Origin of the sequence: Pseudomonas sp. PDM19 (assembly GCF_014852215.1) — a bacterium.
Lineage (GTDB): Bacteria > Pseudomonadota > Gammaproteobacteria > Pseudomonadales > Pseudomonadaceae > Pseudomonas.
In genome coordinates this window covers 1,120,684-1,133,545 of record NZ_JACVBG010000001.1, presented here as the reverse complement: position 1 = coordinate 1,133,545, position 12,862 = coordinate 1,120,684, and the positions used below count along the sequence as shown (strand labels likewise).

Below are 12,862 nucleotides of genomic sequence, written 5' to 3'. Positions count from 1 at the left end.
CGCCCATGCCCCCGCAACAGATCGCCCGCTTCTGCCTGGAACTACCCGGCGCCCGCGAAGACATCAAGTGGGGCAGCAACCGGGTATTCTCGGTGGCCGGCAACAAGATGTTCGCCATCCTCGACTTTCTCGACAGCGGCCACGGCGCTCTGGCCTTCAAGGTCGGCCCGGAGCTGTTCCTGGGCTACGTCGACCGTCCCGGCATTCGCCCGGCGCCCTATCTGGCGCGAGCCTTCTGGATTTCCATGCAACGCCCCTACCCCATGGGCGACGCCGAATTGCGCGAAGCGCTGATCCGCTCGCACCAGCTGGTGGTCGCCCGCCTGCCCAAGCGCCAACGCCTGGGCCTCGTGCTGGAGACTTCCTGATGCGCACGCTCGACTGGGAAGGCATCTGGCACGCGCCGACGGCCAGCTGGGAATCGCTGCAACTGGGCGAGCTGCGCGCCGAGAGCCAGTTGCGTGCCATCGATGAAGCGGGCGGGCCGTCCTATCAGCTCGATTACCAGCTGGATTGGGACGACCAATGGCGTTTGCGGGAAGCGCTTTTCAGCGTGGAAAGCGCACACGGCACGCATCAGTTGCACCTGCTGACCGATGGCGAAGGCCACTGGCAGAACGCTGAGGGCGTGTCACTGAAAGACCTGGATGGCTGCGTGGACATCGACATCTGGCCGTCGCCCTTCACCAATACCTTCCCCATCCGCCGCCTGCACCTGGCCGACGGCGAGCGCCGCGAGCTGGCGGTGGTCTACCTGGAGGCTCCGAAGCTCAAGCCGGCACGGATGCGCCAGGGCTATACACGGGTCGATTCCCATCACTATCTGTACGAGAACCTCGAAGGCACCGATTTCAGGGCGCTGTTGAGCGTGGATGACGATGGCCTGGTGATCGATTACCCCACCCTGTTCCGCCGAGTCTGACCCCATTGTTTCCTGTAGGAGAGCGCCATGCGCGCGATCGCGGGCATGACCCGCTCCTCCAATAAGTCGGCAACTGAAGGTGCCTGCGCAGGGCGCATAACCTGGATCAGGCCAAACAACGGCGGATAACGCTGACGCACTATTCGCCCTACGGACGGAGGATATTTCAGGTAGTTCGTTAGCTAGCTTTCCTACACGCCACACCCGGTCCATCATGTAGGACCACTCGCCGTACCGAACCGCAGCAGATGTCCGCCGATTCCCGCTCGTCCTCGTCCACCACCCTGCAAGTGGTGTCCGTCGTCCTTTTCACCTTCATCGCCTACCTGACCATCGGCATTCCGCTGGCCGTGCTGCCCGGCTACGTGCACAGCGACCTGGGCTTCGGCTCGGTGATGGCCGGCCTGGTCATCAGCATCCAGTACCTGGCCACCCTCCTCACCCGCCCGTACGCCGGCAAAGTCATCGACACCCTCGGCCCCAAGCGCGCCGTGCTCTACGGCATGGTCGGCTGCGCCGGCAGCGGTGCGCTGATGCTCGGCTCCTGGGCGATGCAGGGCCTGCCATTGCTCAGTCTCGGCCTGCTGATGGTCGCGCGCCTGGTGCTGGGCACCTCGGAAAGTCTGGTCGGCAGCGCCTCGATCGCCTGGGGCATCGACCGCGTGGGCGCGGCGAACACGGCAAAAGTCATTTCCTGGAACGGCATCGCCAGCTATGGCGCCCTGGCCATCGGCGCGCCGCTGGGCGTGCTGATGGTCGGCCAGCTCGGGCTGGCCAGCCTGGGCGGCAGCGTGGTCCTGCTGGCCGCGCTCGGCTTCGCCCTGGCCTGGCCCAAGCGTGCCGCCGCTCTGGTGCATGGCGAGCGGATGCCTTTCCACCACGTGCTCGGCCGGGTATTGCCCCACGGCATGGGCCTGGCACTGGGCGGCATCGGCTTCGGCACCATCGCCACCTTCATCACGCTCTATTACGCCAGCCTCGGCTGGAAAGATGCGGTCTACTGCCTGACCGCCTTCGGCGGCTGCTTCATCGGCGCACGACTGCTGTTCGCCAATGCCATCAATCGTCACGGTGGCTTCCGTGTCGCTATCGCCTGCCTGTCGGTGGAAAGCCTCGGCCTGCTCCTGCTGTGGAGCGCCCCGACGCCCTGGATGGCACTCGCCGGCGCAGCGCTGACGGGCTTCGGTTTCTCCCTGGTGTTCCCCGCGCTGGGCGTGGAAGCCGTGGGCCTGGTGCCCGCTTCAAGCCGGGGTGCCGCACTGGGCGCCTATTCGCTGTTCATCGATGTGTCCCTGGGTATTACCGGGCCACTGATGGGTGCCGTCGCCAACGGCTTCGGCTTCGGCTCGATCTTCCTCTGCGCCGCACTCGCAGCATTCAGCGGACTGATCCTCAGCCTCTGGCTGTTCCAGCGCTCGTTTGCTCGCTGAGCCAGTCACGCGGCAATCTGCCGCGACTTCGCCCATCCCCCGCGAGCCGCCGCGATTCGGCGGCCAAAACCGCTGATCAGGTAATCATGACGAGAGCATGACAGAGGCTGGACGAAAAAGTTCGAACCTCTGCTATCATCCCGCGGCGCCGGGGCGACCACGCCCCGAATACAACCAAAAGAATATGCCAGCACAGGACTCCACCTACCCCGATCACGCACTTCGGGGCGGAGAGCTTTTTTCTTTCTGTTCGCTGGCGCTGCACCATTAAGGAAATCATGATGCTGAACCACCGGATCAGTCTGCTCGCACTGGGGATCCTCGCGTCGACCGCCGCCATGGCCGAAGACCAGTCCACCGCCAAGGGCTTCACCGAAGACAGCCACCTGGACCTGTTCTTCCGCAACGCCTACATGAACCGCGACTACAAGCACGGTCGTGACGACAAGGCCGAGTGGGGCCAGGCCGCCACCGCGACCTTCACCTCCGGCTTCACCCAGGGCACCGTAGGCTTCGGCGTTGACGCGTTCGGCATGTACGCCCTGCGTCTGGACGGTGGCCAGGGCAAGAGCGGCGCTGCCGGCATCGACTTCTTCAAGCAGGGCGACAGCGGCGAAGCTGCCAACGACCTGGCCCGCGCCGGTGGCGCAGTGAAGGCTCGCTTCTCCAACACCGTGATCAAGTACGGTGACCAGATGCCGGCCCTGCCGATCCTCAGCTACGACAACTCCCGCCTGCTGCCGGAAAGCTTCACCGGCACCCTGATCACCTCCAAGGAGATCGAAGGCCTGGAGCTGAACGTCGGCCGCTTCACCTCGGAAACCCGCAAGAGCGCCGAAGGGCGTGACAGCGGCGGCCTGAAGCGCATCGACGTGTTCGGCGGCAGCTACAAGTTCACCGACAACTTCAGCGGCTCGCTGTACGGCTACGAAAGCGAAGACGTCGCTCGCAAGCAGTACATGAACCTGAACTACGTCATCCCGGTGGCCGACAAGCAGTCCCTGACCCTGGACTTCAACGGCTACCGCACCCGTGTGAACGAAGACTTCGCTTCCGACAACGGCATCGACGGCACCAAGAACACCATCTGGAGCCTGTCGGCCGCCTACAACATCGGCGTCCACACCTTCATGATCGCGCACCAGCGCAACAACGGTGATTCCGGCTACAACTACGGCTGGTACCAGAACCAGGGCGGCCTGGGCGACGGCGGCACCACCATCTGGCTGGCCAACTCCTACTGGTCGGACTTCAACGGTGAAGACGAGCGTTCCTGGCAGGGCAGCTACAGCCTGGACTTCTCCGAGTACGGCGTACCGGGCCTGAGCTACACCGTGGCCTACGTCTACGGCGACAACATCAAGACCGCCGAGACCAGCAACGGCAAAGAGCGCGAAATCTTCAACCAGCTGAAGTACGTCGTACCGAGCGGCCCGGCCAAGGACCTGTCGGTCAAGCTGCGCGGTTCCTGGCTGCGCGTGTCCAACGACGCCCGCTCCTACAACGACGACGGCAACGAAGTGCGCGTCTTCGTCGAGTACCCGGTCAACATCTTCTGATGATCTGATCTGGCTCGAAGGAAAACGCCCCTTGGCATCGCTGCCACGGGGCGTTTTTCATTCTGGCGCCTTTCTTTCCAGGCAGGCGGTTCACTCCAGAGAGCGGCGTCTGTGCAGCCAGGGCATCGGCGGCAGCGCCATGCGCAGGATGTGGAAGCACAGCAGGAGGATCAGCGCGCCGGCCACGAAGGAGCCCAGGCGCTGGGCCGGCTCGAGCGTGTCATTGAGCACGTTGAGGAACAGCATCGCACTGCCGCCCAGCATGCAGGCCAGCAGGAACACCGAGAGGATGTAGATCTTCAGCGTCAGCAGTCGCCAATGCCAGCGCATGCGGCGGCGGACGGGGACTTCATCGGGGGGAAGTTGCGGCATGATCCATTGCCTCCTGACAGGTTTCTGACGGACTCACGCAACTGCAGCATGCGACGTCGAGATATTGGCAGGATGCTAGCCATCATCGTGCAGAATGCCAAGTCGCACAGCGCGCGACCGTCGGGTCGCAGGCTGTGCGCCGATGAATGGCTGCTTAGCGCACCACACTATTGATGTCGTGGCGATTGAGCGAAGTCCGCATTTCTTCGTACCACTCCGGGATCACGTCCTTCAGGCGCTCCTTGGCGTCCTCCAGCTTGAACGGCTGGGTGTAGCGCTTCTTGCGGTAGGAGTAGATGTAGTAGGTGCCGTCGCGGTAGAGGATGCGGTCGAAGGTGTAGAAGCCGATGTGCGTGCCGTTGCAGCGTGCGGTCAGCACCATGTCGCCCTCTTCGTAGGGCAGCACGCCTTCGGCGCACTCATAGGTGAAGAACTCGCGTACGTCGTCCCAGTCCACGCCATCGCTGCTGGCATGCAGGAAGGCTTCGGCCTTCTCCTCGGAGTCGTCGGAATGGTCGCTGTACCAGATGAACAGCGGGATGCTCTGGTTGGTCTCGTCGCCCAGCCAGCTCTCGCCGTCCAGGTATTGCGCACTGCGCGCGAGGCTGGCCTGCACGCGGCGGTGGCTCTGGCGGTATTCCTCCAGCTGCTCGTCGAAAGCCGGCGAATCCTCACCCAGCACCACGCCTTCCATGCCCTTGATCTCGGCCACGCGCGCCAGGTACTCGGCGTAGAGCGCCGCGTCCTGGATCACGGTGCAGGTGTCACGGGTGAGGCTCAGGCCGACTTCGGTGAAGTTGGCGCTACCCAGCACGACCACGTCCGGCTCGATCAGGATCAGTTTCCAGTGCACGCTGTTCTGCGCGCGGAAGTCGACGTGCAGGGTGACGTTGGCGCCGGCATCGCGGACGCAGTAGTCGATGAAGTCCGGCGAACTGAACGAGTTGATGGTGCCCACTAGCAGATCGAGGCTATTGCCCTTCTCCACCAGGGTTTCGATCAGTGACTCGGTTTCACTGGCGGAGGCCGAGACCACGGTAATCAGCTTGCCGCTGACCTGCTCCAGGTAATGCCTGAGCGAATGTTGAGCGTTTAGGATTTTCATACAGCCCCCACCAGAATTCTGAACACCGAATTCTGATGCAGGACCATGGAGGGTTTCAACTGTCTGATCTCGCCATACGCCCGCATCACGGGCGCTGCAGCGGCAAAGCATGCAGCGCAGGCCCGGCTGTGGCATAATGAGCGGCTTTGCCAGGCGCCTGTCGGCCTTCTTCGACAGCGCATGCCTTCCCTGCCCGCCCGCGCCGTCCGCGCCCGGCGCGCACCATGTCCAGCCAAGGGTCAGTCAGTTGATTTCCACCGCCAATATCACCATGCAGTTTGGCGCCAAGCCGCTGTTCGAAAACGTTTCCGTCAAGTTCGGCAACGGCAACCGCTACGGCCTGATCGGCGCCAACGGTTGTGGCAAGTCCACCTTCATGAAGATCCTCGGCGGTGAGCTGGAGCCTTCGGGCGGCCAGGTAATGCTGGAAAACGGCGTACGCCTGGGCAAGCTGCGCCAGGACCAGTTCGCCTATGAAGACTTCAGCGTGATCGACACCGTGATCATGGGCCACGAGGAACTGTGGAAGGTCAAGGCCGAGCGCGATCGCATCTACTCCCTGCCGGAGATAAGCGAAGAAGACGGCATGGCCGTGGCCGAACTGGAAGTCCAGTTCGCCGAGTTCGACGGCTACACCGCCGAATCCCGCGCCGGCGAGCTGCTGCTGGGCCTGGGCATTCCGCTGGACCAGCACTTCGGCCCGATGAGCGCCGTCGCTCCGGGCTGGAAGCTGCGCGTGCTGCTGGCACAGGCGCTGTTCTCCGATCCGGACCTGCTGCTGCTCGACGAACCGACCAACCACCTGGACATCAACACCATCCGCTGGCTGGAAAACATCATCACGGCGCGTAACAGCACCATGATCATCATTTCCCACGACCGTCACTTCCTCAACAGCGTCTGCACCCACATGGCGGACCTGGACTACGGCGAGCTGCGCCTGTTCCCGGGCAACTACGACGAGTACATGACCGCGGCCGAACAGGCCCGCGAGCGCCTGCTGTCGGACAACGCCAAGAAAAAAGCCCAGATCGCCGAGCTGCAGACCTTCGTCAGCCGCTTCTCGGCCAACGCCTCCAAGGCCAAGCAGGCCACCAGCCGTGCGCGCCAGATCGACAAGATCCAGCTGGAAGAGGTCAAGCCGTCCAGCCGCGTCAGCCCGTTCATCCGCTTCGAGCAGCACAAGAAGCTGCACCGCCAGGCGGTGACCCTGGAAAAGGTCAGCCAGGGCTTCGACGGCGGCTCGCTGTTCAAGAACCTGAGCATGCAGGTGGAAGCTGGCGAGCGCATCGCGATCATCGGCCCGAACGGCATCGGCAAGACCACCCTGCTGCGCACCCTGGTCGGCGAGATGGCGCCCACCGCCGGTGAAGTGAAGTGGACCGACAGCGCGGACGTGGGCTACTTCGCCCAGGACCACGCCGAGGACTTCGAGGACGACTACAACCTGTTCGACTGGATGGCCCAGTGGACCCAGGGCGGCGAGCAACTGGTACGCGGCACCCTCGGCCGCATGCTGTTCTCCAACGACGACATCAAGAAATCGGTGAAGGTGATTTCCGGTGGTGAACAGGGCCGCATGCTGTTCGGCAAGCTGATCCTCAAGCGCCCCAACGTGCTGGTGATGGACGAGCCGACCAACCACCTGGACATGGAGTCCATCGAGTCGCTCAACCTGGCGCTGGAAAACTATCCGGGCACCCTGATCTTCGTCAGCCATGACCGCGAGTTCGTGTCCTCCCTGGCCACCCGCATCATCGAGCTGTCGGAAAACGGCGTGACCGACTTCAGCGGCACCTACGATGACTACCTGCGCAGCCAGGGCGTGATCGTCTGATCACTGCCTTGATGCAATGAAAAAGCCCCGCCAAGCGCGGGGCTTTTTCTTGGGTGTTTCTCGGCAGGCACGGACGTTGTCCGCGGTTCGCGGGCATGGCGCGTGATCAGCGCCCCGACGTCTGCATCGTCGCACTGCCCAGGCTGACGTCGAAGAACTCCGCCGCCGAGGCCGCCAGGTCACGGTGGATGGCCTTGCGATCCAGGTGCTGGGTGTCGGTGCACAGGTCCGGGGTAGCTTCCACCTCTTCCTCCGAACAGGGCGACATGAAGACGAAGTGCCCTGCCCCATCCAGCACCCGCAGATCCGCCTGCTGCGGCAGTTTGCGAGCCAGCGCGCCGGCATTCTTCTTCCAGTCGAGGATCTGGTCATCGTTGCCGGTGTAGAGCAGCACCGGCACCTGCACATCCTCCAGCTCGTGGACGCCATACATCAGGCTCAGCGGCGCGAGCAGGAGCAAGGCGCCGATGCGCGGATCGGCCATGGGCACCAGGTCGTTGCGATCGGCACGCACCTCGCCCTTCTCGCTGCAGGCGTCGGCGTCGTCCGGGCGCTCCTGGCAGTACTTGATCAGCCGCTCCAGGCGCGGCTGGGCGCCGGCCAGGATCAGCGCCGTTTCACCGCCCGCGGAATAGCCGATCACCCCGACCTTGCGCGGATCGGCAATGGCCGCGACCTTGGGGTCGAGCAGCGCGGCACTGAGGGTTTCCGACACCTGCAGCGGCCGCCCGTAGAGGTTGCTCTTGGCGCCCAGGCGGCTGTGGTCATGCAGGTTGTCGCCGGGGTGCAGCAAGGTCACCACCACGAAGCCCTTGCGCACCAGCGCCGCGATCAGGTCGCGGTGGGCCAGCGGCGTGCCGTAGTTGCCGTGGGACATCACCAGCAGCGGGAAGCGGCCGTTGGCGGTCTGCCCCTCGTAGGCGACGTCGAGGATGAAATTGCCCAGGTGCAGGGGCTGTTCGGGCGCGCGCGTGGGGTAGAAGGCGATGGCCTTCATCGGCTGCTGGTCCAGCGGGTCGCTCACCTGCAGGCGGTGAAAACCCACGTTCCAGCCCTGTGCCGCCCAACTCGCGGTACTGAAGGTAACGAGCAGCAGGAACCAGAACACGCGCCTCGCCATGGTGCAGTTCGCTCCGATTTGTCTCCGGATCAGGCGCCACGAGGCTTGCTGGTGAGTACAGAGGCCGTCGGACGCCGCCTGGAGGGAACCTCTGCATAGTACGCGCCAGTGGGACTCGCTCCGTGCCCGCAGACAGGCGGTACCGACCGGGCACAAAAAAGCCCCGCATCGGCGGGGCTTTTTCTTCTGCTGGCAGCGATCAGGCGGCGGCGAACTGGCTGGCGATGCTCGCCTGGGCGCCTGCGATGGCGTTGCGGCGCGGTTCGTCACCGTAGGCAAGGCCCTCAGCACGAACGACCTCGATGTCGGTAATGCCGAGGAAGTTCAGCACCAGTTCCAGGTAGCTCTCGTGGGCGATACCAGTCGGTTGGCCGGCGTGGATGCCGCCCGCAGTGGAGACGATGATCACTTTCTTGCCGCCTGCCAGGCCTTCCGGGCCGTTCTCGGTGTAGCGGAAGGTCTTGCCGGCGACGGCGATACGGTCGATCCAGGCCTTCAGCTGGCTGGGGATGGAGAAGTTGTACATCGGTGCACCGATGACGATGGCGTCGGCGCCGAGGAATTCCTCGATGCTCTGCTCGCCCAGCGCGGCTTCATGCTTCTGGGCAGCGTCGCGCAGTTCGGCCGGGGTGCCGGCGGCAACCAGGCTGGCGGAGGACAGGTGGCTGATGGCGTCGGCGGCCAGGTCACGGTAGGTGACTTCGACGCCCGGCTCAGCGGCGGCCCAGGCAGCAACCAGTTCGGCGCTCAGTTGGCGGGAAGTGGAGTTGTCGCCGAGGATGCTCGAGTCGATGTGCAGCAGTTTCATGTGTGTTCTCCAGGAAAGGTGCCAAGTGGGTTGGCGGAGGAATTCGTCGTTGAAGGCAAGACTACGCATGTGGCCAATCTTCGATAAGTCGGCAAAAATGCAATGATTCGTCTCACCAGCAGGACAATCCCATGCAGGACCTCAATGACCTCTTCTACTTCGCCAAGGTGGTGGAAGCCGGCGGCTTCGCGGCCGCTGGGCGCCTGCTGGGTCTGCCGAAGTCGCGCCTGTCGCGGCGTGTAGCCGAACTGGAAGCGCGCCTGGATGTGCGTCTGCTGCAGCGCACGACCCGCAAACTCGCGCTGACCGACCTGGGCGAACGCTATTACCGGCACTGTCAGGCGATGCTGGTGGAAGCCGAGATGGCGGATGAAGTAGCGGCGCAATTGAGCGCGGAGCCGCGCGGGCGAGTGCGCCTGTCGTGCCCGGTGGCGCTGGCGGAGACCTCGCTGAACGAGATGCTGCCCGGTTTTCTCGCAGCGTATCCGCAGGTGAACCTGGAGCTGATGCTGACCAACCGTCGCGTCGACCTGCTCAATGAAAGCATCGACGTCGCACTGCGCGTGCGGGCACCGGGGGATGAGGACCTGTCGCTGATCTCGCGGCGCCTGCGCCTGGCGAAGACTGCGCTGGTGGCCGCACCGTCACTGCTCAAGGGCGTCAAGCTGCGTGCGCCGGAGGACCTGGCCGCCCTGCCCGTTCTTGGCGCCATCGACAACGATCGCCGCGTGCACATGAAGCTGACCGGCCCACAAGGCGAGGTGAAGGAGGTGGCCCTGGAGGCGCGTCTGGCGGTGGAAGACTTCAACCTGCGCAAGAATGTGGCGCTGGCGGGACTGGGCGTGACGCTCCTGCCGCTGCACTACTGCACCGAGGAGCTGGAGGATGGCCGGCTGGTGCGCGTGCTCCCCGCCTGGAGCGAGCCGGAGGCCTACCTGCAGGCGGTATACCCGCACCGGCGCGGCATCCTTCCGGCGGTGCGGGCGCTGCTCGACTATCTGCAGGAAGGCTTCTCGAAGGACGACTGGCCGGTCTGACGCCGGGCCAGTCCCTGAATGGGATCGCCGATTACGCGGGGTTGACGCCCAGACCCATGAGTGCGCCGATCCAGTTCAGCAGCCGGCCGCCACTGAGCCAGTCGATCCAGAACAGCTGGTGCAGCACGACGATGGCCCAGAACACCAGCTGGAAGGACAGCTTGCGGGTCTTGTGGCGAAACACCTGCTGGGCAAGGAAAGCACCCGGCCAGCCGCCGAGCAGCTCCAGCAGGTGCAGGCTCTGTTCGGGAGTACGCCAGTCGTTGCGCTCGGCGCTGCGCTTGTCACGCCAGTAAGCGAAAAAGGCCAGGATGCTGAAGACCGGATAGAGCAGCAGGAACCAGACGAAGTAGGCCTCCTTCAGCCAGAGCACCGAGCCGATGACGGGCAACGCGAGCAGCACGCCGAGGACTGCCAGCGCCTTGCCCAGAGAGCGCTTTGGCGCACTGGGGAAGGCGACTTCACGGCCACTGCGAGCGCGCTCGCGGGTGGCTGTCGCGGCGGGCTTGCGGCGAATCGCCGGGGTATCGATGGCCAGCCCGGCAAGGCGGGCATGATCGGCGCGGGGACGGCCGTCCTTGCCGGTGCCTTCGACGTAACGGACCTGATCACCCGCTTCCGGGCGGCGGTCGCCACGGAAGTCGGAGATGTGCAGGAAGACTTCCTTGCCGCCGGCCTGGGGGCGGATGAAGCCGAAGCCCTTGTCATCGTCCCAGCGGCTGATGGTGCCGTTCTTTTCCACGTTCACTCACTATCGGATCAGGGTTTGACGCTGCTCCAGTCGATCAGGGCGAACTGCCAGGTCGCCAGGATCAGCAGGCCGAACACGATACGGTACCAGGCGAAGGCCGCATAGCTGTGGTTGGCGATGAACTTGAGCAGGCCGCGCACGGCGATCATCGCGAAAATGAAGGAAGTGACGAAGCCGATGGCGAAGACCGGCAGGTCCGAGGGCTGGAAGATGTCACGGTACTTGTAGCCGGAGTAGACCGCGGCCCCCACCATGGTCGGCATGGCCAGGAAGAAGGAGAACTCGGTAGCTGCCTTGCGCGACAGGCCGAACAGCAGGCCGCCGATGATGGTGGCGCCGGAGCGCGAGGTGCCCGGAATCAGCGCCAGGCACTGGCAGCAGCCGACCTTCAGGGCTTCCTTCCAGGTCATGTCGTCGACGGTCTCGGCGTGGACCACGTGCTGGCGTTTCTCCGCCCAGAGCATGATCACACCGCCCACCACCAGGGCCACGGCCACGGTGATCGGGTTGAACAGGTAGTGGTGGATGTAGTCGGCGAAGGCCACGCCCAGGATCACCGCCGGGAAGAAGGCGATCAGCAGGTTGATGGTGAAGCGCTGCGCCTTGCGCTGGGTGGGCAGGCCGCAGACGATCTCGAGGATCTTGCGGCGGAACTCCCAGACCACCGCCAGGATGGCGGCCAGCTGGATGATGATGTTGAAGGCTTCGGCACGCTCACCGCCAAATCCGATGAGGTCCGCCACGATGATCTGGTGGCCGGTACTGGAGATCGGCAGGAACTCGGTAAGCCCCTCGACCACGCCAAGAATGAAGGCCTGAAAGGCGCTCCACAGATCCATACTACTGTCCCCCGCGAGGCACGCTGGCTCGCACGTTTCTAATGGTTTTATCCCGCTGCCTGCTCCTGGCGCGTGAGCGCCGCAGCGGCGTCGGCATGCTAATGCATTGCCCGCAGATCGCTACGAAATTCACAAAAATTTCTCTTGCGCAGCGCGAGCAGAGGAAGCGTTGGCACTTCAGCAAGAATGAGCTGCCTTTCGTCGCCAGGAAGATGCAGACAACCGCAATCCGGACGGGTTCGCGCCATCATGCAAAATGCCTAATTCATTGAAAAGCCTGCTGTACTCAAGTACCAGAAAGTCTACAAACGACCCAATTCTGTTAACGACGCGAAACACTCGACACGCCGCAAACGCTGACGGGCCCTGCCTCGGGCCTTCCCACCCAAAGTTGTGTATCAGCCGCGCAACAGAATCCGCCTCTCCCGTGATACGGGCCGCGTGCTAGGGCCCGCGCGCGGCTTTCGTACGAACGTCCTGTATCAGCGCCGAGACATCCGCTCCGTGATGGCTCACATGGCCTTACGCCATGTCATTGATTCTCAATAGCTGATTAAAAGCGGCACGGCCCCTGCTCCACCTTGGTACCGCTGGTTAGGGCTCAGCGCACCAAGAAGGAACCGCCATCATGGGGACCATCGACTCACGGATAGTCGGCATTCTCGTCACGCTCGCTTGCGGCGCGGCCAGCGTCCCGTTGTGTCCGCTCGCACAAGCCGGCGACGGCACCATCGTCCTGCAGCGCCAGGTGCAACCGCGCGTTGCCACCCGGCCGACCGACATTCCCGACCCGAACCCGATCACCGTCAACCCGAACATCTCCGACCAGATCGTGCGCCAGACCGGCAATGCCGAACTGAGCGACAGCGATTTTGCCGGCGTCACCAGCGGCTCCAGTCTGCAGCGGCACATCCTGCCCGGCGGCCAACTGGTGGGCATGGACAACGGCGCCAACCAGACCCTCAACGGCAATGGCCTGGGGGCTGGCGCGGCTGGCGGCGGCGCCGGCATCTCCAACTCGGTGAACCGCACCGTCCAGCAGGGGCTCTCGCCCCTGCGCATGCTGACGGGGGACCGCTGAG

Annotated in this window: 13 protein-coding genes; 7 read left to right on the top strand and 6 right to left on the bottom strand. The window is 64.2% G+C overall.

Annotation, left to right across the window (positions count from 1 at the left end; translation table 11 throughout):
• Nucleotides 1-5 precede the first annotated feature (5 nt).
• From IB273_RS04900 to IB273_RS04885, 4 genes are all read left to right on the top strand, one after another.
• Nucleotides 6-368 carry an MmcQ/YjbR family DNA-binding protein gene (locus IB273_RS04900; RefSeq protein ID WP_192223393.1) on the top strand — a complete coding sequence of 121 codons (363 nt, stop codon included), beginning with the start codon at nt 6-8 and terminating at the stop codon, nt 366-368.
• Entirely contained in the window at nt 368-922 is a 555-nt protein-coding gene (locus IB273_RS04895) for a putative glycolipid-binding domain-containing protein (RefSeq protein ID WP_192223392.1), read from the top strand. The genes IB273_RS04900 and IB273_RS04895 overlap by 1 nt, the downstream gene beginning before the upstream one ends.
• Before the next feature lie 248 nt (nt 923-1,170).
• A complete protein-coding gene (locus IB273_RS04890) occupies nt 1,171-2,352 on the top strand; it encodes an MFS transporter (RefSeq protein ID WP_192223391.1) in 1,182 nt (393 codons plus the stop codon).
• Nucleotides 2,353-2,633: 281 nt separating this feature from the next.
• Nucleotides 2,634-3,911, top strand: a complete 1,278-nt coding sequence (locus IB273_RS04885) for an OprD family porin (RefSeq protein ID WP_081519840.1) — start codon at nt 2,634-2,636, stop codon at nt 3,909-3,911.
• A gap of 90 nt (nt 3,912-4,001) precedes the next feature.
• On the opposite strand, the gene IB273_RS04880 is transcribed toward IB273_RS04885, so the two are convergent.
• Both IB273_RS04880 and IB273_RS04875 read right to left on the bottom strand, forming a co-directional pair.
• Complete coding sequence (locus tag IB273_RS04880) at nt 4,002-4,283, bottom strand: hypothetical protein (RefSeq protein ID WP_081519839.1); 282 nt, start codon at nt 4,281-4,283, stop codon at nt 4,002-4,004.
• Nucleotides 4,284-4,437: 154 nt separating this feature from the next.
• A complete protein-coding gene (locus tag IB273_RS04875) occupies nt 4,438-5,388 on the bottom strand; it encodes a phospholipase D family protein (protein ID WP_192223390.1) in 951 nt (316 codons plus the stop codon).
• Nucleotides 5,389-5,635: 247 nt separating this feature from the next.
• Here IB273_RS04875 and IB273_RS04870 point away from each other — a divergent pair, with 247 nt between their 5' ends.
• Entirely contained in the window at nt 5,636-7,225 is a 1,590-nt protein-coding gene (locus IB273_RS04870; RefSeq protein ID WP_192223389.1) for an ABC-F family ATPase, read from the top strand.
• 106 nt (nt 7,226-7,331) lie between these two features.
• On the opposite strand, the gene IB273_RS04865 is transcribed toward IB273_RS04870, so the two are convergent.
• Both IB273_RS04865 and IB273_RS04860 read right to left on the bottom strand, forming a co-directional pair.
• A complete protein-coding gene (locus tag IB273_RS04865) occupies nt 7,332-8,345 on the bottom strand; it encodes an alpha/beta hydrolase family protein (protein WP_081519836.1) in 1,014 nt (337 codons plus the stop codon).
• 199 nt (nt 8,346-8,544) lie between these two features.
• Complete coding sequence (locus IB273_RS04860) at nt 8,545-9,153, bottom strand: FMN-dependent NADH-azoreductase (protein ID WP_081519835.1); 609 nt, start codon at nt 9,151-9,153, stop codon at nt 8,545-8,547.
• A gap of 131 nt (nt 9,154-9,284) precedes the next feature.
• Between IB273_RS04860 and IB273_RS04855 the strand changes: the two genes are divergently transcribed.
• Entirely contained in the window at nt 9,285-10,190 is a 906-nt protein-coding gene (locus tag IB273_RS04855) for a LysR substrate-binding domain-containing protein (protein WP_045217489.1), read from the top strand.
• 31 nt (nt 10,191-10,221) lie between these two features.
• Here IB273_RS04855 and IB273_RS04850 read toward each other — a convergent pair whose 3' ends face one another.
• Nucleotides 10,222-10,932 carry a DUF1294 domain-containing protein gene (locus IB273_RS04850; protein WP_192223810.1) on the bottom strand — a complete coding sequence of 237 codons (711 nt, stop codon included), beginning with the start codon at nt 10,930-10,932 and terminating at the stop codon, nt 10,222-10,224.
• 17 nt (nt 10,933-10,949) lie between these two features.
• Entirely contained in the window at nt 10,950-11,780 is an 831-nt protein-coding gene (locus IB273_RS04845; protein WP_081519833.1) for an undecaprenyl-diphosphate phosphatase, read from the bottom strand.
• 628 nt (nt 11,781-12,408) lie between these two features.
• Here IB273_RS04845 and IB273_RS04840 point away from each other — a divergent pair.
• A complete protein-coding gene (locus tag IB273_RS04840) occupies nt 12,409-12,861 on the top strand; it encodes a hypothetical protein (RefSeq protein ID WP_081519832.1) in 453 nt (150 codons plus the stop codon).
• Nucleotide 12,862 lies beyond the last annotated feature (1 nt).

Bases quoted from the DNA above. Each gene is read 5' to 3' on its own strand.
- IB273_RS04860 (WP_081519835.1), bottom strand. From the start codon at position 9,153: ATGAAACTGCTGCACATCGACTCGAGCATCCTCGGCGACAACTCCACT.
- IB273_RS04845 (WP_081519833.1), bottom strand. From the start codon at position 11,780: ATGGATCTGTGGAGCGCCTTTCAGGCCTTCATTCTTGGCGTGGTCGAG.
- IB273_RS04890 (WP_192223391.1), top strand. From the start codon at position 1,171: ATGTCCGCCGATTCCCGCTCGTCCTCGTCCACCACCCTGCAAGTGGTG.
- IB273_RS04855 (WP_045217489.1), top strand. From the start codon at position 9,285: ATGCAGGACCTCAATGACCTCTTCTACTTCGCCAAGGTGGTGGAAGCC.
- IB273_RS04885 (WP_081519840.1), top strand. From the start codon at position 2,634: ATGCTGAACCACCGGATCAGTCTGCTCGCACTGGGGATCCTCGCGTCG.
- IB273_RS04895 (WP_192223392.1), top strand. From the start codon at position 368: ATGCGCACGCTCGACTGGGAAGGCATCTGGCACGCGCCGACGGCCAGC.
- IB273_RS04880 (WP_081519839.1), bottom strand. From the start codon at position 4,283: ATGCCGCAACTTCCCCCCGATGAAGTCCCCGTCCGCCGCCGCATGCGC.
- IB273_RS04900 (WP_192223393.1), top strand. From the start codon at position 6: ATGCCCCCGCAACAGATCGCCCGCTTCTGCCTGGAACTACCCGGCGCC.
- IB273_RS04840 (WP_081519832.1), top strand. From the start codon at position 12,409: ATGGGGACCATCGACTCACGGATAGTCGGCATTCTCGTCACGCTCGCT.
- IB273_RS04875 (WP_192223390.1), bottom strand. From the start codon at position 5,388: ATGAAAATCCTAAACGCTCAACATTCGCTCAGGCATTACCTGGAGCAG.
- IB273_RS04865 (WP_081519836.1), bottom strand. From the start codon at position 8,345: ATGGCGAGGCGCGTGTTCTGGTTCCTGCTGCTCGTTACCTTCAGTACC.